The 19890-nt window shown below is 66.3% G+C and carries 16 protein-coding genes and 1 pseudogene; 13 read left to right on the top strand and 4 right to left on the bottom strand.

The window, feature by feature from the left end:
• The coding region (locus QOD90_RS26570) for a DUF7373 family lipoprotein (protein WP_526354698.1) at positions 1-981 on the top strand (981 nt) is incomplete at its 5' end.
• Positions 899-1273: pseudogene (locus QOD90_RS26565) on the top strand (TIGR02444 family protein); the annotation flags it as partial. The gene QOD90_RS26570 and the pseudogene QOD90_RS26565, both read left to right, overlap by 83 nt.
• On the opposite strand, the gene QOD90_RS26560 reads toward QOD90_RS26565, so the two are convergent.
• Complete coding sequence (locus QOD90_RS26560; protein ID WP_526354706.1) at positions 1270-2397, bottom strand: EamA family transporter; 1128 nt, start codon at positions 2395-2397, stop codon at positions 1270-1272. The pseudogene QOD90_RS26565 and the gene QOD90_RS26560 sit on opposite strands and share 4 nt — an antisense overlap.
• Positions 2398-2460: 63 nt before the next feature.
• Between QOD90_RS26560 and QOD90_RS26555 the strand changes: the two genes are divergently transcribed.
• The 3 genes from QOD90_RS26555 to QOD90_RS26545 all read left to right on the top strand — a co-directional run bounded on the left by QOD90_RS26555 (position 2461) and on the right by QOD90_RS26545 (position 5280).
• Entirely contained in the window at positions 2461-3363 is a 903-nt protein-coding gene (locus QOD90_RS26555) for a LysR family transcriptional regulator (RefSeq protein WP_526354696.1), read from the top strand.
• 133 nt (positions 3364-3496) lie between these two features.
• Positions 3497-4774 (top strand): molybdopterin-dependent oxidoreductase, encoded by a 1278-nt coding sequence (locus QOD90_RS26550; RefSeq protein ID WP_526354704.1) that lies wholly within the window; start codon positions 3497-3499, stop codon positions 4772-4774.
• 2 nt (positions 4775-4776) lie between these two features.
• The gene (locus tag QOD90_RS26545; RefSeq protein ID WP_526354702.1) at positions 4777-5280 is read left to right on the top strand and encodes a hypothetical protein; all 504 of its coding nucleotides are present in this window, start codon (positions 4777-4779) and stop codon (positions 5278-5280) included.
• Here QOD90_RS26545 and QOD90_RS26540 read toward each other — a convergent pair.
• The 3 genes from QOD90_RS26540 to QOD90_RS26530 form a co-directional block, all read right to left on the bottom strand.
• Positions 5240-6901 (bottom strand): acetolactate synthase large subunit, encoded by a 1662-nt coding sequence (locus QOD90_RS26540; RefSeq protein ID WP_526354694.1) that lies wholly within the window; start codon positions 6899-6901, stop codon positions 5240-5242. The two genes, QOD90_RS26545 and QOD90_RS26540, sit on opposite strands and share 41 nt — an antisense overlap.
• A 33-nt stretch (positions 6902-6934) precedes the next feature.
• Entirely contained in the window at positions 6935-8425 is a 1491-nt protein-coding gene (locus QOD90_RS26535) for an arylsulfatase (protein ID WP_526354692.1), read from the bottom strand.
• A 209-nt stretch (positions 8426-8634) separates the two neighbouring features.
• Positions 8635-10062, bottom strand: coding sequence for a hypothetical protein (locus tag QOD90_RS26530; RefSeq protein WP_526354690.1), 1428 nt, complete (start codon positions 10060-10062; stop codon positions 8635-8637).
• 409 nt (positions 10063-10471) lie between these two features.
• On the opposite strand from QOD90_RS26530, the gene QOD90_RS26525 reads away from it, so the two are divergent.
• From QOD90_RS26525 to QOD90_RS26490, 8 genes are all read left to right on the top strand, one after another.
• Complete coding sequence (locus QOD90_RS26525) at positions 10472-13285, top strand: helix-turn-helix transcriptional regulator (protein ID WP_526354688.1); 2814 nt, start codon at positions 10472-10474, stop codon at positions 13283-13285.
• Between the two features lie 215 nt (positions 13286-13500).
• A complete protein-coding gene (locus QOD90_RS26520; protein ID WP_526354686.1) occupies positions 13501-13722 on the top strand; it encodes a hypothetical protein in 222 nt (73 codons plus the stop codon).
• Positions 13697-15310, top strand: coding sequence for an AMP-binding protein (locus QOD90_RS26515; protein ID WP_526354684.1), 1614 nt, complete (start codon positions 13697-13699; stop codon positions 15308-15310). The genes QOD90_RS26520 and QOD90_RS26515 overlap by 26 nt, the downstream gene beginning before the upstream one ends.
• 100 nt (positions 15311-15410) lie before the next feature.
• On the top strand, positions 15411-15704 hold the full coding sequence (locus QOD90_RS26510) for a putative quinol monooxygenase (protein ID WP_526354682.1): 294 nt from the start codon (positions 15411-15413) through the stop codon (positions 15702-15704).
• A gap of 135 nt (positions 15705-15839) precedes the next feature.
• Positions 15840-16514 carry a Crp/Fnr family transcriptional regulator gene (locus QOD90_RS26505; protein WP_526354700.1) on the top strand — a complete coding sequence of 225 codons (675 nt, stop codon included), beginning with the start codon at positions 15840-15842 and terminating at the stop codon, positions 16512-16514.
• 71 nt (positions 16515-16585) lie between these two features.
• On the top strand, positions 16586-17485 hold the full coding sequence (locus QOD90_RS26500) for an alpha/beta fold hydrolase (RefSeq protein ID WP_526354680.1): 900 nt from the start codon (positions 16586-16588) through the stop codon (positions 17483-17485).
• A gap of 117 nt (positions 17486-17602) precedes the next feature.
• Complete coding sequence (locus QOD90_RS26495; protein ID WP_526354678.1) at positions 17603-18739, top strand: ferredoxin reductase; 1137 nt, start codon at positions 17603-17605, stop codon at positions 18737-18739.
• 12 nt (positions 18740-18751) lie between these two features.
• The coding region (locus QOD90_RS26490; RefSeq protein ID WP_526354676.1) for a fatty acid desaturase family protein at positions 18752-19890 on the top strand (1139 nt) is incomplete at its 3' end.

Below are 19890 nucleotides of genomic sequence, written 5' to 3'. Positions count from 1 at the left end.
ATCTCCGACGCGCAGCACCTTGCCGACTTCGTGCTCGGTCCGTGGGAGGTCGACGAGAATCTCATCGACACCTATCTCAACAGCTTCTACGTGATCGGCACGGGCACCGTCTTGCGACAGTTGGGTCCGGCCGACATTGGCGCAGCTGCGGATCAGCACGGTCTGGTCAACGGCTTTGCCTCAGCGCGGCAGGAGAAGGACAAGACCGCGATGGTGAACACGGTGCTTCGCTTCGCCGATCCCGCCGCCGCAGTCGAGGCGGCCAAGGCGATGGACGACGCGTCGGCGAAGCAGGCCATCAAGGGCATCGCTCCGACGGCGGTATCCATCCCGGGTCATCCCGAGGCCGTTGCCACCACCTATCCCTTCACACCGAGCGGATCCGATCAGGCTCGGGCGACCGTGCGTTCGTTCACCCCCCACGGCCCGTACGTATTCATGCAGTTCGTTCAATCGGTCGACGGCCTGGATCGGGCCACGGCGTTGGTCGCCAAGGCGATCGACGCGCAGGGTCCGCTGATCGACGAGTTCACGCCCGCCGCCGATCTCGCGGCGGTTCCGCTCGATCCGACCGGCCTGCTGGCCAGAACCCTGCCCGCCAGTACCAACGATCCTGCGAAGAACGCGGTCTATGCGGCGCGTGGGGCCGAGCACTTCCAGAGCAATCCGCTCGGCGCGGCGACGCTGTTCAAGGACACCGGGACGACTCAAATCGCGGTGGGGGGCACGAACGTCTACAAGACCAAGAACGAAGGCGCCGCGCTCATGGTGAGCAACGGGTTCAGTCAAGAGGTCTCCACGGAGGGGATGGCCCCCGCCGATCCCGTCGCGGCGCTGCCCGACAGCCATTGCTATGCGATTCCGAAGGCGTTCTATTGCGTGGCGCCCGCCGGCGTGTATGCGATCGAAGCCCGCAGCGAGCAACTGGCCGACACCCACCAGCAGCTCTCCGCCCAGTACGCCATGCTCACCGCGAAGTAGGCCTCCGACGAACCCCCGGGCCGAAACAGTGCCAACACTCCGCGATTTCGCCATGGCGGTGTACGCCGAGGCGGGAGTCTCCGACGCCTGCCTAACGCTGCAGGACCGCCTCGACGTCGACGTGAACGTGGTGTTGTTCGCGGCGTACCTCGGTGCAGTCCGCGCCGAAACGCTCACCGATGTCGGACTTGCCGGGGCGGTGGACCGGGTCGGCGCCTGGCATCGTGACGTGGTGCGTCCGCTGCGATCGGTACGACGACGGCTCAAGGGCCATCCCGGTGCAGCCGCTCAACTGCGGGTAGGCCTCCAAGGACTGGAGATCGACGCCGAGTTGATCGAGCTCGACGAACTCGGTGTGCTGGCCGCAGCCGAGGGCCGCCCCCCGGCGTCGGGTGGCCCGGCTGAGCGCGCGGCTGCGGCGATCCTCGTGGTGGCCGCGGCGGGTGGCGAGCTCGACGAAAGACTTTGTGCTGCAGTTGATCTCATCGCCGCTGCCGCTTCGCGACGGTCGGCCTGACCGTCGATCGTTCGAGCCAGGTTGGTGCCCACCAGGATCATCAGGGCGCCAGCGGCGCCGACGATGGTCACCGGTCCGCCTGCCAGCAGTACCCCGACCGCGGCAGCCCACAACGGCTCGGTGCCCAGCAGCAGACTCATCCGGGCCGCTGACGTCCGGCCTGCGGCCCAGATCTGCACGACGAACGCGAACACCGTGCACACCAGCGCCAAATACAGAGTGAGCAGCCAAGAGCGGATGGTCATCTGAGTCGCGACCTCTCCGACTCCGCGGCCGATGAACGACGAAAGGATCAGGAAGACGAGCAGCGCGGTGGCGAGCTGGACCAGCGTCACCCGCCCCGAATCGAGCACGCGGTCCTTGGAGACGTGTGCGATCACGGTGACGTGCACGGACCTCGCCACGGCTGCGAAGAGGATCAGGAGATCGCCGAGGCTCGGTGCCGCGAACCCGGTGTTCTGGGTCAGGGCGACGATCCCGGCGACGGTCACCGCCGCGGCCACGTAGAACGTGCGTGGCAGTCGGGTGGCCCGCACCCGCTGCTCCAGCAGGGGAGTCACGACGATCGTCAGCGAGATGATCAGTCCGGCATTGGCCGCGGAGGTCTTCGTCACCCCGAACGTCTCGAGCAAGAGGACCACACTGAGAATCGCGCCGAATGACGAACCTGCACCCAGTTCGGTGCGCGTCAGCCCACGAAGTCGCGGCGCCAAGACGATGGCCAGACCCAGCGCGGCGAGCGTGAATCTGAGTACCAGGAAGGCGAACACGCCGCCGGCGGGGACGGCGTCCTTGGCGGCCAGGTAGCTCGAACCCCACGCGACGGCCACGGCCAGCAGGGCCAAGTCGACATTGCGCCGGCTGTGTCGAGGATCGAGGAGGTGGCTCACGGCGTCCATGGTCACCAACGCGGTCAGCTTAGACAAGCGAAACATTCTTCGGCTAATGATTAGAATCTCTACATGGACGTCGAACGGTTGCGGTTGCTCCGGGAACTTGCCGAGCGCGGCACCGTCAACGCCGCCGCGCGGGCGATGTCCCTCACCCCGTCCGCGGTGTCTCAGCAGCTCAAGATCCTGCAGCGCGAGGCAGGGGTGACGTTGCTCGAGCCCGACGGTCGGCGTGTCCGGCTGACCGACGCGGGCCGGGTCCTGGTGGCGAGGACCGACGAGGTGCTCGCCGCGCTGGACCGCGCCCACGCCGACATGGACGGCTACCGCACCACGCCGCGCGGCAGTGTCCGGGTGGCAATGTTCCCGTCGGGGGCGGCAATGCTGTTGGCGGGCTTGATTACTCGCGCGGCCGCGATCGGCGTCGAGGTCCTCGGCCGCGACATCGACCAGCCCGCGGCCAACGCGCCCGCGCTGCTGGCCGACTTCGACGTCGTCGTCGTGCACCGCGACGACCGCGACACCACCGAGCCGAGCCCACGGGCCGACACGACCGTCCTGTTGCGCGAACCCTTCGACGTTCTACTCCCGCCCGACCATCGCCTCGCCGGTCGCGGCAAGGTCGCGCTCCGTGAACTTGCCGACGAATCGTGGATCGGCGTCGAGGGTGGCCTCGTCGTCGACGACGTCTTGCGTTCGCTGGCCGCGATCTCCGGTGTGCAGCCGCGAATAGTACAACGCGTCAACGACTTCCGCGTCGTCGAGGAACTGGTGCTCGCCGGTGTCGGGGTGGCGCTGATGCCGCGTTACGCCGTAGTGGTCCGCAACGTCGTCCGCAAACCCCTCGGCGGCGTGCGGGCGGCCCGTCGCGTCGAAGCCGTCACCCGTGCCGGAGCCGCTGCCAGACCCGCCGTCGCAGCCGTCCTCGGCATCCTGGCGACGGTGGCCGGGGAGGTAGCCGCGGATCCCACGTAACGCATCGGCGACGGGAGGACACTTGGACACTTGATCACCTAGCCACCTGGCCCTCATCCGCTCCTCGGCCCGCAACGAATGGATACACGTGGACGACGATCCCGATCAATCCCCGCGGCACGGGTTTCCGGCGGTGCTGTGGCGGACCCTCGAGAACCACCCGCCACCAGGTCTGTCGCGGATTCGGTGGCGAAGCCCGCTGCGGGGCCCGTGGCTGACGTCCGTCTTCGGGGCGGTGTTGCTGGTCGTGCTACCGATCGTCATCGTCACGGGGCTGCTGTCCTACATCGCCTACGGGCCCAAGTTCGGCATGGCCATCCCCGGGCACGTCGGATGGCTGAAGCTGCCGTCGTTCGACTGGCCAACCAGCCCGAAGTGGTTGTACCGCTTGAACCAGGGCCTCCACGTCGGCCTCGGGCTGATCATGATTCCGGTCGTGCTGGCCAAGCTCTGGTCGGTGATTCCCAGGCTGTTCACCTGGCCGCCCGCCCGCTCGGTGGCCAACGTACTCGAGCGCGTCTCGCTGCTGATGATCGTCGGCGGCGTGCTGTTCGAGATCGTCACCGGCGTGCTGAACATTCAGTACGACTACATCTTCGGGTTCAGCTTCTACACCGCGCACTACTTCGGCGCGTGGGTATTCATCGCTGGCTTCGTCGCACACGTCGCCATCAAGTTGCCGACCATGATTCGCAGCCTGCGGTCGCGCTCATTCGTCGGCGTTCTGCGGACCTCACGGGCCGACACCGTGGCGGAGCCACTCGACGAGGATGGCCTTGTTGCGCGGGATCCCGACCCGCCAACGTTGAGTCGGCGCGGGATCCTGGCCGCCGTGGGTGGTGGTGCGCTACTGGTCGGGGTGTTGACGGCCGGCCAGACCATCGGTGGTTGGACCAGGCACCTGGCGGTCCTGCTTCCGCGCGGGCGCAGCTACGGCAACGGAGCCAATGACTTTCAAATCAACCGGACGGCATGGGCGGCCCGGATCGATCCGGCCCTGACCGGCGAGCGCTGGCGTTTACAACTGCTCGGCGGTCCGCAGCCGCTGATGCTCGACCGCGCCATGCTTGCCGCGATGCCACAACACACGGTGGACCTGCCGCTCGCCTGCGTCGAGGGATGGTCGACGGTCGAGACGTGGAGCGGAGTCCGGCTGGCCGACCTCGCCGTCGCCGCGGGGCGACCCACGCCCGGTTCCGCGGTCGTCTCGTCGTTGGAGAGGTTCGGCGCGTTCAACCACGCCAGGTTGCAGCGCAATCAGGTGCTCAGTCCCGATGCGCTGCTTGCCCTTCGGGTCAACGGCGCCGACCTATCGCTGGACCACGGCTACCCGGCGCGCATCATCGTGCCCGCCCTCCCGGGGGTGCACTGCACGAAGTGGGTTGCGTCCATCGACTTTCGGGAGGTGTGATGATCGCGACGTTGAAGAGGCTGTACGGCGAGAACCTGTTGCACCTAATCGTGTTGCTCGGCGCCATCGCGCTCGTTGCCTACGCCATCTCGGTGCTCGGGGTGCAGAACCTGTTCAACCCCAAGGTCTGGTGGCAATCGATCGCCGTCTGGTTCGCGGTCGCCGTGATCGGCCACGACCTGATCCTGTTCCCGCTCTACGCGCTGGCCGAGCGATTGCTACCCAAGCGGCGCCGGGACGCGACACCGGCGGACCCGCGCCGGGTGCCGCTGACGAACTATCTGCGGATGCCCACGCTGGCAACGGCTTTGACGTTCGCGCTGTTCTTTCCAGGGATCATCCGGCAGGGCGCCTTCACCTACACGGCGGCGACGGGCCTCACTCAGGAGCCGTTCCTGAACCGCTGGCTCTTGCTCACGGCGGGCTTCTACCTGATCAGCGCCGTCTGCTACGTGGTGAAGAGCATCACGACCAGGACTCGTCCAGTTCGCCAAGCGACTCGATGAGGGCGCTGTTGACGCTGTAGTCGACCGGACAGGCGACGACGCTGACGGTGTCGGCCGCCAACGCTTCGCGCAGGGTGGGGAGCAACTCGTCGGCCGAGGAGATGCGGTACCCCTTCGCGCCGAAACTCTCCGCGTAGGCGACGAAGTCCGGATTGTTGAACCTGGTGTCGACGTTGTGGCCGATCTCCAGGTCCATCTTCCAGCTGATCAGCCCGTACGCGTCGTCCACCCAGATGAGGATCACCATCGGGGTACCGATGCGGAGCGCGGTCTCGATCTCCTGCGAGTTCATCAGGAACGACCCGTCGCCAGTGGCCACCAGTACCTTGGCGGCGGGCCGGGCGATCTTGGCGGCGATCGCCCCGGGAAGGGTCCACGCCATCGTGGACAGACCATTGGAGATCAGGCACGTGTTGGGTTCGTAGGTCGGATAAAGCCGCGCCATCCACATCTTCAGAGCCCCGGTATCGACGAGCACGATGTCGTCGCGGGCCATGGCCGCCCTGGTGTCGGCGACGATGCGCGCCGGCGCCAGCGGAAACCTGTCGTCGGCCCGACCGCCGTCCAATTCCTTGGTCAGGAGTTCCCTGATTCGTTCCTGGCCCGACGCGGGCGGATGGTCGCGTTCCACGGCGGCGGCGAGTTCGTCGAGGCAACGCCCGATGTCGGCGTGCAAGCCCACGGCGACGTCGTAGTGGGCGTCGACCTCGGCCGGGAAGCGGTGGATGTGGATGATCTTCGTCTCACCGCGCGGGTTGATGCGAATGGGATCGAACTCCTGAAGCTCGTAGCCAGCAGCCACGATGACGTCGGCCTGATCGAACCCGAAGTTCACGTAGTCGTGCCGCATGAACCCGACCGCGCCGAGCGCCAACGGATGGTCGTCGGGCATGACGCCCTTGCCATGAAACGTCGTGGCGACGGGGATGCCAAGCGTCTCGGCGAATCGGCGCACCGCATCGGACGCGTCGGTCCTGGCGGCACCGTGACCGGCCAGCACCACCGGGTTGTGCGCGGCGCGCAGGATTTCGGCGGCCCGTTCGATCTGCGCGACCGATGGATCGTCGGGGCGCGGAACGTTGACCCGCAGCGGAACGGACGTTTCTGGGGCATCCGCCGACTCGACGTCCTCTGGCACGGCAAGGTAGACGGCGCCCGGCCGCTCGGTCTGGGCGAGCTTGAAGGCCTTGCGGACCATTTCGGGCACTGCGCCAGGAGTCGCGACGAGTGCTGACCACTTCGTCACCGGCGCGAACATCGACACCAGGTCGACGCCCTGATGCGACTCCTTGTAACTGCGTCGCATGCCCACCTGCGCCGAGAGTGCCACCAGGGGAGTCGAATTCGTGATGGCGTCGGCGACCCCGAGTAGCAGGTTGATGGCGCCGGGTCCCAGCGTCGCCGAACACACGCCTGCCTTACCCGTCAGCCGGCCGTAGACCTCGGCCATGAACGACGCGCCCTGCTCGTGGCGGGTGAGCACGTATTCGATCGACGACCGCGACAGGGCGTCGACCAACCTGATGTTCTCTTCACCGGGGATGCCGAAGACGTGGGTGACGCCTTCGTTCTCCAGGCATTCGACGATCAACTCGGCCGTGGTGCGACTGGGTGCTGCCATCCGTCGAGCGTAATCGTCTCTCCAATGCGCGGATCAGGAGTCGGGGATGCCCGTCTGCAGCTTCTCCATCACCTGCTCGAGGTTGAAGCTGGCCGACTTCTGCCGCTGAGGGAACTCGATGAGGGTCTGGAGCATGTTCGCGACGTAGGCCTGCGCAGGGGTGAACACGAACACCCGCTCGAGCATCCAGTCGTAGTACGTGTTCGAGGTGATGTCGGCCCGCTCGTACGGGTCGGTCCTCAGGTTGAACAGCTTCGGGCCGCGCAGCACGACGTAGGGCTCCAACCAGATCTTCAGCGTGCCCTGGGCGCGCTGCTCCATGAACACGATCTTCCAGTTGTCATACCGCAGCCCGGTCAGGTCGCCGTCGTCGGAGACATAGAAGAAGTGCTTGCGCGGACTCTCCTCGGCCGCACCGGTGAGGTAGTCCAGCTGGTTGTGCCCGTCGAGGTGCACCTTGTACGTGGTGCCGTTCAATTCGCCACCCTTGCGGAGCTTTTCGGCGATGTCGGGTTCACCGGCCGCGGCGAGCAGGGTGACGAACCAGTCGTTGTGGCTGACGATCCCGTTCAACACGGTGCCCGCAGGAATGTGTCCCGGCCAGCGCACCACGGCCGGAACCCGGTAGGCGCCCTCCCAGTTCGAGTTCTTCTCGTTGCGGAACGGCGTCATGCCCGCATCGGGCCAGCTGTTCATGTGGGGGCCGTTGTCGGTGGAGTACATGACGATGGTGTCGTCGGCGATGCCAAGCTCGTCGAGGGTGTCGAGCAGCTCTCCCACGATGTCGTCGTGGTCGAGCATGGTGTCGTGGTACTCGGACTGCCACTGGCCTGCCCGTCCGATGCTCTCGGGCTTGGGATGGGTGCGGAAGTGCATGTGCGTGGAGTTGAACCACACGAAGAACGGGGTCTCCGCCTCGTGCTGGCGCTTGATGAAGTCGATTGCCGCATCGCGGAATTCCTCGTCGCAGGTCTCCATGCGCTTCTTGGTGAGCGGGCCGGTGTCCTCGATGCGCTGGGTCCCGTCGCCGTTGGCCCACGTGTGCATGACGCCACGGGGGCCGAACTTCTTCCGGAACTCGGGATCCTTCGGATAGTCGACGTTCTCGGGTTCTTCCTCGGCGTTGAGGTGGTACAGGTTGCCAAAGAACTCGTCGAAGCCGTGCGCGGTCGGGAGGAACTCGTCGCGGTCGCCTAGGTGGTTCTTGCCGAACTGACCGGTGGCGTAGCCCTGCGCCTTGAGCGCGGTCGCAATGGTCGGGTCCTCCGCCTGCAGGCCGAGTGTCGCGCCAGGCATGCCCACCTTGGTCATGCCCGTGCGGTACGGGTTCTGGCCGGTGATGAACGCGGCGCGGCCCGCGGTGCAGCTCTGCTCGCCGTAGTAGTCGGTGAAGCGGGCGCCCTCGGCGGCGATGCGGTCGATGTTCTTGGTGCGGTAGCCCATCACGCCATCGCTGTAGCAGCTCAGATTGCTCTGGCCGATGTCGTCGCCCCAGATGATCAGAATGTTCGGCTTGTCAGTCACGGCTGGCCTTTCGACGTTGGCGCCGCTCTTGGACGCCCACCGGCGCAACGGTAGGCCCTTTATTTGCCCAAGGCGTCAGTTCCGCCGCCCTGGAAACTGCCGTCGCTCCCCCCGCGAAGCAAAGCGGCCTCGACGACGAGGTCCCCTCCATCGCCGCGATGGAGGGGACCCCTGTCTCGAGTGCTACCTACGAATGTCTCGAGTGCTACCTACGAAGAACTGCTCTTCGACGCGGCACTGGCGCCCTTGTCGGAATCCTTGTCAGCGGTACCCGTGGATGACGTGGCTGAACTCGACTGCGTGGCCGACCCCGCATCCTTGTCAGCGGCCGAGGTGGTGGATCCACCCGACTTCGGTGCGTCCGATCCCGCTTCGGTCTTCGGCTCGACCTTGTTTCCGGTCTTCACGTCAACGTCCGAGTCCGTCGGCTTCTTGCCGGGTGACGTGTCCGCCGTCTTCGTGGGCTGATCCTTGGTGGCCGAATCCGTTGTGGCTGAATCCGTTGTGGTGCTGGCAGATTCGTCCGCGACCTTCGTGGTGGACGTGTCCCCGGTGCCAGCCGGCTTCTGCGTGGCTGGCTCGGTGGCGGGCTTCGCCGCCGTGGCGTCCGTCGCGTCGGTGGCGGCCGGCGTCTTCGTCGGGGCGGTGGCCGCCGCGGTCGTGAGCGTGACGGTCGCCGCCGCGGTTGCCGGGAGGCTGGCGATGGCCGCCGTGGCAGCCACTGGTGCGGCAGGCGGTGTGATCGCGTCGGTGATCAACTTGAGCACCTGCTGCAAGGCGTAGAGCGGGCCGCCGGTGTTGATGACGAAGTTGCCGCTCACGGGATCGAACGCACCCCCGCCCGAACTGAGCAGCCCACCGGCGGTGACGGTGATGCCCGACCCGGCCGGGATGCCAGCCAGCGGTCCGAGGTCGGGCCCGTAGCCGCCGTTGAGAACGCCATCGGCGATGGTGGCGGGGGCAGAGATGATCGCGTTCGCCACCGCCCCCAGGTCGCCGGTACCGACGGCGTTGAGCACGTTCTGAATGGCTGCCGCGGCGGCCGCGGGAGCGCTGATCAATGGTGCGACGAAGCCGCTGACGGCCAACAGCGTGGCGAGCGGATCACGGGTGAACGCATTGATGACGTTCACCAAGTTCTCCAACGGTTTCGTGAGCACCGTTTGGAGCACGGGCAACAGATTCAACGCGGGCGCCGCCACCGCGAGCGGGATTCCCAGGAGTACGTTCACCGCGCCGGAGACGTTGCCCGCGGCGAGTTGACTAGCCGCGGCCGCCAGCGCGGCAGGCACCTGGCCGGCTGCGGCGGCGACCCCGCCACCGGTCTGCGACAGCCCGTCGAGCAGGGTGGTGGCGCTGCTGACCTGGTTGGCGAGCAACTGGTTGAGGAGCTGTCCGGGGACGGTGTTCTCGACCAGGGTGTTGACGTTGGCAAGCGCGGCGGAGAACACCTGGGCGTAGGCCTCCAGCGGATTGGCCAGAGCGGAGAGGTGCACGTCGGCGATGTGTACGGCGGGCAGGTTGAGGTCGGGGAAACCGATTTTCGGTGTCGGCGTGACGGCCGACGCGGCGATGACACTCGCTCCGACGAGAGCGACGCCGGCCGCGAAGTAGGGACGACGAGCAGCTACTTGCATGAAAACCCCTTGTATTGAGATGTGAACGCCGCCACAGCGGGAACTTACTTGCGAGTAACATCACAAGCAGTAGATGACTCAACCAGCGCGGCGCCCGCGTGGACATCGCACGAATTGACGATCTTTGGTGAGGGCCGAATCAAAGTTCGCCGAAAGGGGCTGTCGCCGTACGTCTCTGCAAGTGAGACGGTCTCTTCGGAGCTGGATCGTCGTCGCCACGCGTGCGCTCGACCGCCGTCGGATGGCCCGGTACCGATGACGGAAGGTGCGCGCGGCGCGTAGGGAGGCGGAAAGACAGACGCCGGCATGACTCCGCCGTCAATATCGTCCATTCGGGTTACCCGGTTGCTGACCCCGACGCCAAGTCAGGGAATCTTTCCCGAAATCGGGCGTTCTCCTTCTCGGGTGGATGACGTCGGTCGATTGGGGGCAACGGGACGGAACGCTGATGGCGCAGACGGTGCTCAGGGGCCGCAGCGACGCGATGTCGCGCGCATTGACCGCCTTGCGTCGCGCGACCAGCACCGGGCAGGGCGCACTGGTGGTGATCAGCGGCGAACCCGGCATCGGCAAGTCGGCCGTGATGCGCGCGATCGTCGAGCAGGCGTCGCGGGCCGGATACGCCGTCGGAAGCGGCAAGGCCGAGTCGGGTGACCAGATCGCCCCGGGCGCCCCGCTGCTGGTGTCGCTGCGATCGGGCCCCAATCCGCTGCTGCGGGGTGACGCGTTCGCCAGCCTCGCGCCGCTGTACGACAAGCCGCTGTGGTTGGTCGACCGGATCAGCGCGCTGCTTGAGGAGTTGGCGCTGACCACCCCGGTGCTCATCGCCGTCGACGACGTGCAGTGGGCCGACCGGCTGACGAGGTTTGCGCTACGGGTGCTGCCCTCTCGACTGGCCGGGTCTCCCGTGGTGTGGTTGCTCACCAGCAGGTGGGCCCCAACCGGCCCCGTGCAGGAGGTCATCGCGGGCACCGACGACGTCACCGCAATCACGCGCATCACGCTTGGCCCGCTGGCCCCGGGCGACATCGACGACATTGCCGCGGACCGGCTGGGCGCCGAGCCGTCCGAGCACACCAGGAAGCTGCTGACCGGTGTCGGTGGGAACCCGTTCTGGGCGGTCCAGGTGCTCGACGGGCTGGCCCGGCGACGCGAACGCGGCCAGGGGGTCGGAGACCTGTATGCCGAGCTGTCGGTCGGCGTGCGCGAGCGACTGAACGGATTGTCGGAACAGACGGCGGCCCTGGTGCGACTGGCTGCCGTGTGGGGACGGGGGCTGGACGTCTCCGACGCGGGCCGCCTACTGGGGAATCTCGCGGAGGCTCAGGTGGGACTGCTCACCCGCGAAGGCCTCGACAACGGACTCCTCGGCACTGCCGACCACGACGTGTTCTTTCCCCATGACCTGGTGCGCGAGGCCGTGTACGCCGACATCGCCCCGGTGGACCGCCGGGCACTGCATCGGGCCTGCGCTCGCTATCTCGTCGGGGAGGGACGGCAGGCCCTTGCCGCGGCCACCCACTACCGCGCGAGCGCCGTGCGGAACGATGAAGAAGCGATTCTGGCGTTGGAACAGGCGGCGCGCGAGTGCCTGGTCTCGATGCCCGAACACTCGGCTGAGCTGGCCCAGCAGGCCTTTTCGCTCACATCAGAGACTCATCCGCTGTGGCTTCTGACGGGAACCCGCAGCGTCGAGACGCTGGTGAACGTTCAGCGCGAGGGGGAAGCCCTCGCCATCGCCGATCGGCTGCTCGAGGTGGCAGGAGAACCTGAGGTCATCGCGCGGATCGAGCTGCAGGCATGCCGTGCGCTGTGGTGCACCGGTGATTGCGTGCAGATGGAACGCCGGGCCGGTGCTGCGCTGGCCAGGGCCGGAGTCTCGGCTGTCTCTCGCGCCCAGCTGTCCTCGGCACAGGCGTTGGCGGCATCGAGGACGGTGTCGGCCGAACGGGCGGAGGCCATGGCGCACAACGCGTTCGCCGAAGGCAAGCGGATCGCCGACGTCTATTCGCAACGGTTGGCTGTCGTGGCTCTGATCGAGACCGCGCGCAATGAGGGCAGGCATCGACTCGCGCTCGACCGCTTCGCCGATCTGCGGCGGTTGTCGGACACGGCCTACGAGGCCGAGGAGATCCGCACCCTTCAGCACCTCGATGCCTACGACGACGCCGAGGCGCTGCTGGCCAAGAGTCAAGACGCTCAGCACGACGCCGACAAGCTCTTGCCCTCAATGCTTTACGCGCAGATGTGGCAGGACCACAATCTCGCCAGATTCGATGCTGCCGAGGCGGGCGCGCGCACCCTGCTGCGGCTCGCCGACGAGACGGGAAACTACGGCTACCGTCTCAACGCGCGGATGGTGCTGGCCGCCGTGGCGACCTACCGCGGCGAAACCGCCAGGGCAACAGAGTGGTTGATGCCCGTCGAGGATGACCACGAACCATTCGAGGGCCGACGGTTCCCCCGGCTGCTGCTGATGCAGGGCTGGATGAAGGCCATCGCCGGCGACCTAGAGGCAAGCCTGGCGATTCTGGGACCGCTGCTCGACGAGGCCGAGGACGTGCGCGATCCGTGGCCTTGGTCGCCGCCGTGGATGCGGACCCTCGCGCGCATCGGCCTCGATGCGGGCGACCGCGGCTTCGCGCTCAAGGCGTCCCGCATCGCGGACCTAGTCGCACTGCGCAATCCAGGCGTTCCGACCTTGGAAGGTACCGCGCTGCACATCCGCGGTCTGCTGGCCGACGATCCTGCGTTGCTCGCGGACGCGGTCAGCACGCTGCGGCAGTCGCCGAGGCCGGTCGTTCTGGCAGATGCGCTGAAGGACCTCGGAGCCAGCCTGCTCGGCCGTGGTGCGACGGACGAAGGTGTCACGACGCTGGTCGAGGCTGGCGAGATCTACCAACGGGTCGGCTGCACCTCCGGCAGCCGGACCGTGTCGAATCTCCTTCGCAGTCAGGGAATTCGAGGAAGCCGATTGAGCCAGCCCGCGCCGCGACCGCACACCGGATGGGCTTCGCTGACACCGACGGAACTGCGGGTCGTCGACCTGATCAGCACGGGCCACACGAACCGTTCCGCGGCAGCGGAGTTGGGTGTCTCGACCAACACCGTCAACACGCATTTACGTGCGGTCTTCCGAAAGCTCGGCGTGAAGTCGCGCGTTCAGCTCACCATCGCGTTGCGGAGCCGCTCGCTCGACGACGTCAACCCACCAGAGGTGTGAGTTCGGCGGCGGGCGACCTGATCGGACCCGCCCCCGCGCGCTCCGTCCTCACCCGGGTGGGGCGTGATGACGGCGGTGGCGAAAGCCGCGATTGCCACCATCGCGCTGGTCGCCAATTCTAAACTGAGAAATCGCGGGCTGTTTCAGGCCTCCTGATACCCGAGGCCTCAGAAGGGAGAGAACTGCCATGACCGGCGTTGTGCACCGCCCCTACCGTGAGGCCCGCGACCAGCTGCTCGACGCCGTTCCAAAGGGCCTACGTGGCCTTGGCTGCCGGGTGGGAACCGAACGAGGACACGGCATTCCAGACCATCAGTGGCAAGATCAGACGGGTGGAACTGCGGGCCAGGGAGCAAGCTGCGGCCGACAGCGGACGGCGCATCGAATCGGAGTGGCGGGACGGTGAATTCAGTGCAGCCATCGCACACCCGCGGTGAGTCCACTCCGGCCCTTCTGACCGACACGATCGGGCAGGCGCTGCGCCGGGCCGCCGAGCGGTGGCCAAGTGCTGATGCACTGGTGGACGTGCCCGCGGGTCGGCGGTGGACGTATTCGCAACTGCGCGAAGACGTTCGCCGCCTGGCATCTGGTCTACTGGCAGCCGGGCTGCAGCGGGGCGACCGGGTTGGCGTGTGGTCACCGAACCGCTGGGAGTGGACGCTGGTGCAGTTCGCGACCGCCGAGATCGGCGTCGTCCTCGTCACGATCAACCCCGCCTACCGCGCCCACGAACTCGAGTTCGTGATCAATCAAGCGGGCATGCGGTGGGTGTTCGCCGCGCAGCAGTTCAAGGATTCCGACTACGCGCGCATCCTCACCGACGCCGCATCGTCGTGTCCCGGTCTTGAGCGCGTCGCGCTCTTCGACACCGACGGCTTCTCGGAACTCTTCGCCGATGCCGATGCCGATGCCGACGTCGATGCCATCGCCGCAGCACTGTCCCCGCGAGACCCCATCAACGTGCAGTACACCTCGGGCACCACGGGCCGGCCGAAGGGTGCGACGCTGTCGCACGAAAACATCTTGAACAACGGGTACTTCGTTGGCGAGCTCCTCGCCTACACCGACGCCGACCGGGTCTGCATACCGGTGCCGTTCTATCACTGCTTCGGCATGGTGATGGGCAACCTCGCGTGCGTCACCCACGGTTCGGCGATGGTCATCCCCGCACCGGGCTTCGACCCCGCAGCCACCCTGGCGGCCGTCCAGGCCGAGTCGTGCACGAGCCTTTACGGGGTGCCGACGATGTTCATTGCCGAACTGGCGCTCGACGAGTTCGACTCGTTCGATCTTTCATCGTTGCGGACCGGGATCATGGCGGGATCGCCGTGCCCCGAACGGATCATGCAACAGGTCGTCTCGCGGATGCACATGGACCAGGTGTCGATCTGCTACGGCATGACCGAGACGTCACCGGTGTCGACCCAGACCCGCACCGACGATCCGATCGAACTCCGCGTCGGCACCGTCGGTCGGGTGGGACCACACCTCGAGATCAAGATCGTCGACGCGGACACCGGCGACGTGGTGGACCGTGGTGCGGTCGGAGAGCTGTGCACCCGCGGCTACAGCGTCATGCTCGGCTACTGGGACGAGCCCGAGAAGACGGCGGAGGTGCTCGACGCCGACGGCTGGATGCGCACCGGCGACCTGGCGGTCATGGACGACGCCGGCTACATCCAGATCACCGGGCGGAGCAAGGACATGGTCATCCGCGGCGGGGAGAACATCTACCCTCGCGAAGTCGAGGAGTTCCTCTACACCCATCCGGACGTCCAGGACGCCCAAGTCATCGGGGTTCCCGACGAGAAGTACGGCGAGGAGCTCATGGCGTGGATCGTGTTGCGGGACGGCGCGTCTGCGTTGACGGCGGCTGACGTGCGCGCGTTCGCCGCGGACAAGCTTGCGCGACAGAAGATTCCGCGCTACGTGCGGACGATCGACGAGTTCCCGATGACGGTCACCGGGAAGGTTCGGAAGGTCGAACTACGCGAGATGGCCCTCGAGCTGCTCGACACGGAGTAATCGGACCTGGCGGGAGTCGCCGACGCCGACTAGCGGACCGCTAGCAGATACGGTGGCTGATGGCGCCTGCGCGCCCTTCATCAACGTCAGGAGATCGTCCATGTCCGTCACCGTTCTGCTCGAGCTGAGATTCAATCCCGAATCAGTCGACGAGGCACGCAAGGTGTTCGCCCGTGAGCTCGAGAAGACCCGCTCCTTTCAGGGTGCGCTGACCGTCGACGTGCTCGTCGACGAGGACGACGCGGCGCACTGGATCATCTACGAGATCTGGGAGACGGTCGCCGACGACGAGGCCTATCGGGCCTTCCGCGCCGGGGACGGCAAGATCACCGATCTGCCGCCCCTGTTGGCCGCGCCGCCGGTGAAGACCAGGTATACGACTTCCGACGTCTGAGGACGTGCATGCCGCAAATTGTCCGCCAGTCTTTACAAACCGGATTGGCACCGTCACGCTCACAGGCATGTTCGCGAAAACTGTGACGCGTCGCCGCCAGGAGCTGGCGTGAAATCGATCGCCGATACCGGCGACGTGGAAGACATCCTCGCGCGTTCAGGAATCGTCCAAGGCGTCGAGCCCGCCGCGGTGGCCGCACTCATCGGTCAACTGCAGCCCGTGGACTTCCCACGGGGCCACACGATCTTCGTCGAAGGTGAACCTGGCGACCGGTTGTACATCATCCTGTCCGGCAAGGTGAAGATCGTTCGCAGCGCACCTGACGGCCGCGAGAATCTGCTCACCATCCTTGGGCCGTCGGACATGTTCGGTGAGTTGGCGATCTTCGATCCCGGACCGCGGACGTCGAGCGTGACCACGGTGACGCAGGTGCGCGCGGTCTCGATGGATCGGGAGGCGTTGCGGGCCTGGATCGCCGGACGTCCCGAGATCGCGGAGCAGCTGCTGCGGGTGCTGGCCCGTCGATTGCGCCGCACGAACAACAACCTCGGCGATCTGATCTTCACCGACGTGCCGGGTCGCGTCGCGAAGCAGCTGCTGCAGTTGGTGCAGCGTTTCGGCGCGCAGGAGGGCAACGCGCTGCGCGTCACCCACGACCTGACTCAGGAAGAGATCGCCCAACTCGTCGGGGCGTCGCGCGAGACGGTGAACAAGGCGCTCGCCGACTTCAGCCAACGGGGCTGGATCCGCGTCGAGGGCAAGAGCGTCCTGATCCTGGATCCGGAGCGGCTCGCGAAGCGCGCCCGCTGACGCCGCGTTGACGTTGCTGCTTCGATCGGGCAAGGTCGAAGTTACCGACGAGTAGTGCGGAGAGATTGACCATGAACGAAGTGAAGTTTCTCGAGCTGCACGGAGATCGGGTCGCCTACCGCGACGAGGGCAGCGGTGAGGTGTTGCTGCTCATTCACGGCATGGCAGGCAGCTCCGACGCGTGGCGGGAGCTGATTCCCCGACTCGCCAAGAACTACCGGGTGGTGGCGCCCGACCTGCTCGGTCACGGCCAATCGGTGAAACCCCGTGGTGACTATTCGCTCGGCGCGTTCGCGGTGTCACTGCGCGACCTCCTCGACGAGTTGGGTATCGCTCAGGCGACGATCGTCGGGCATTCGCTCGGTGGCGGGGTGGCGATGCAGTTCCTCTATCAACACCCGGACTACTGCGAACGCCTCATCCTGATCAGCAGCGGTGGCCTTGGCTCCGACGTCGGATTCATCCTGCGGCTGTTGTCGGCGCCGGGTGCCGAGTTCGTGCTGCCGATCATTGCGCCGTCGCCGGTACTGAAGGCGGGCAACAAGATCGGGTCGTGGTTCTCTTCTGCGGGCATGCGCAATCCGCGCGCCAGTGAAATCTGGCGGGCGTACTCGTCGTTCTCCGACCGGCCAACGCGCGACGCGTTCCTGCGCACCCTGCGGTCCGTGGTCGACTACCGCGGTCAGGCGGTGAGCGCTCTGAATCGTCTGCATGTCCGCTCCGAGTTGCCGACGCTGGCCATCTGGGGGGAGGACGACGAGATCATTCCGGTCGAGCACGGCCACGCTGCCATGGCGGCCCGGCCCGGCGGCCGACTGGAGGTGTTGCCCGGCGTCGGGCACTTCGCCCACGTGGAGGCGCCCACCGAGGTCGCCGAGATCATCGACGACTTCATGACGTCCACTCGCCACGCGGCAGGCGTCGACGTCGCGGACCTCATCACCGCGGCCAAGGGTGACGAGACGCCGTAGGGCGTCGCTGAAACTTTTTCGGACCCCGCCGCTTCGATGGGGTGTGAACTGCGCCACCGTCGGGTACTCGGTGTACATGCGTTCACCAAACAACCGGTTCAGTCCCGGGGGTCCACCATGGCTCTGAAACTGCGAGACTTCACGCGCTGGAGCGAAGCACCAGCCAAGGGCATCGAGACCGCGACCTCTCCGAAGGTCAACGTATTGCGCGGCCTGGCGGCAAGGGCGACCACGCCGCTGCTACCCGATGACTACCTGAAACTCCTCAACCCGTTGTGGTCGGCCCGCGAACTGCGTGGCGAGGTCGTTGACGTGCAACGGGAGACAGAAGACTCCGCCACCGTCATCATCAAGCCAGGGTGGGGATTCACCGGCGACTACCAGCCGGGTCAGTACGTCGGGATCGGCCTGCGCGTCGACGGCCGGTGGCATTGGCGCTCGTACTCGCTGACCTCGATCCCGCGGCGGGACAAGAAGCTGATCTCGATCACCGTCAAGGCGACGCCGGAGGGCTTCCTGTCGACGCACTTGGTGAACGGGGTGAAACCAGGAACGATCGTTCGCCTCGCGACGCCGAAGGGTGACTTCGCGCTGCCCGACCCGCCGCCGGCCAAGCTCCTTCTGGTGACGGCGGGCAGTGGCATCACACCCGTGATGGCGATGCTGCGGGCCATGGCGCAACGCGGACACACGTCCGACATCGTGCACATCCACTCGGCGCCGTCTGCGAAGCACGTGATCTTCCACGACGAGCTGCAGGAGCTGGACAGCGGCCCGTCGAACTACGCGCTGCAGTTGCAACTGACGGAGGACATGGGGCACCTCGACTTCGAGAAGGAGCTCGACGGCCTGGTTCCGGACTGGAAGGAGAGGCCCACCTGGGCGTGCGGGCCGCCCGCCATGCTCGACGCGATCGAGAAGGTCTGGACCGATGCCGGCGTGCCCGAAGACCACCTGCACATGGAGCGCTTCGTCATCGCCCGCACCGACAAGGGCGGTGAAGGCGGCACCGTCACCTTCGCCCTCTCGGACAAGACCCTCGAAGTGGACGGCGCGACCTCGCTACTGGAAGCCGGTGAGAAAGTCGGCATCCAAATGCCGTTCGGCTGTCGCATGGGTATCTGCCAAAGTTGCGTCCTGCCCTTGGAATCGGGCCACGTCCGCGACTTCCGGTCAGGTAACGAGCACGGCGAGGGCGATCGCATTCAGACCTGCATCTCCGCCGCATCCGGCGACTGCACCATCAACATCTAGAGAGGAGACGACATGGCTATCACCGACATCAAGGAGTACACGCACCTGACGCCCGAGGACGTCGAGGAGCTAGGACGCGAGCTGGACGCAATCAGAACCGACATCGAGGAGTCACGCGGCGAGCGGGACGCCCGCTACATCCGCCGGGCCATCCAACTGCAGCGCGGGCTCGCGGCCGGTGGCCGGATTGTGTTGTTCGGCAGTCGGAACAAGGTCGCTTGGACAGTCGGCACCGGCATGCTCGCACTTGCCAAGATCATCGAGAACATGGAACTCGGGCACAACATCACCCACGGTCAGTGGGATTGGATGAACGATCCCGAGATCCACTCCACCGAATGGGAGTGGGACACCACGTCCCCGTCCGTGCATTGGAAGAAGTCGCACAACTTCATTCACCACAAGTACACCAATGTCGTGGGACTGGACGACGACATCGGTTACGGCATCATGCGGCTCACCCGCGACCAGCGCTGGGAGCGCTGGATGATCGGCAACCCCATCTACAACTTCCTGCTCGGGACGCTGTTCGAGTGGGGAGTTGCCGCGCACGGGTTGGAGACGACGAAGTTCCGCAAGGGGGAAAAGTCGAAGGGCGAGGTGCTCAAGGACCTCAAGATCATCGGCAAGAAGGTCGGCAAGCAGGTCGGCAAGGACTACATCGTCTTCCCGGCGCTCACCGGACCGGCGTGGAAGCACACACTCGGGGCCAACGCGGTGGCGAACCTGATCCGCAACTACTGGTCCTACATGGTGATCTTCTGCGGCCACTTCCCGGACGGCGCAGAGAAATTCACCCAGGAGGAGTTCGAGTCGGAGACACAGGCCGAGTGGTACCTGCGCCAGATGCTCGGCTCGGCCAACTTTCATGCCGGACCGCTGATGGCGTTCATGAGCGGAAACCTCTGTTACCAGATCGAGCACCATCTGTTCCCGGACCTTCCGAGCAACAGGTACGCGGAGATCGGTGAGCGGGTCAGGGCACTCTGCGAGAAGTACGACCTGCCGTACACGACGGGTCCGCTCCTGCGCCAGTACTCTCAGTCGTTCTGGACCATCGCAAAACTGGCGCTGCCCAACAGGTTCCTCAAGGGCACGCCCGACAACGCGCCGGAAACCAACTCGGAGTTGAAGTTCCGCATCCGAGACGG

Source organism: Mycobacterium sp. (assembly GCF_032161845.1).
Taxonomy (GTDB): Bacteria; Actinomycetota; Actinomycetes; order Mycobacteriales; family Mycobacteriaceae; genus Mycobacterium.
Note: the sequence above shows the minus strand (reverse complement) of the source record. Positions and strands in the feature narration are given on the sequence as shown.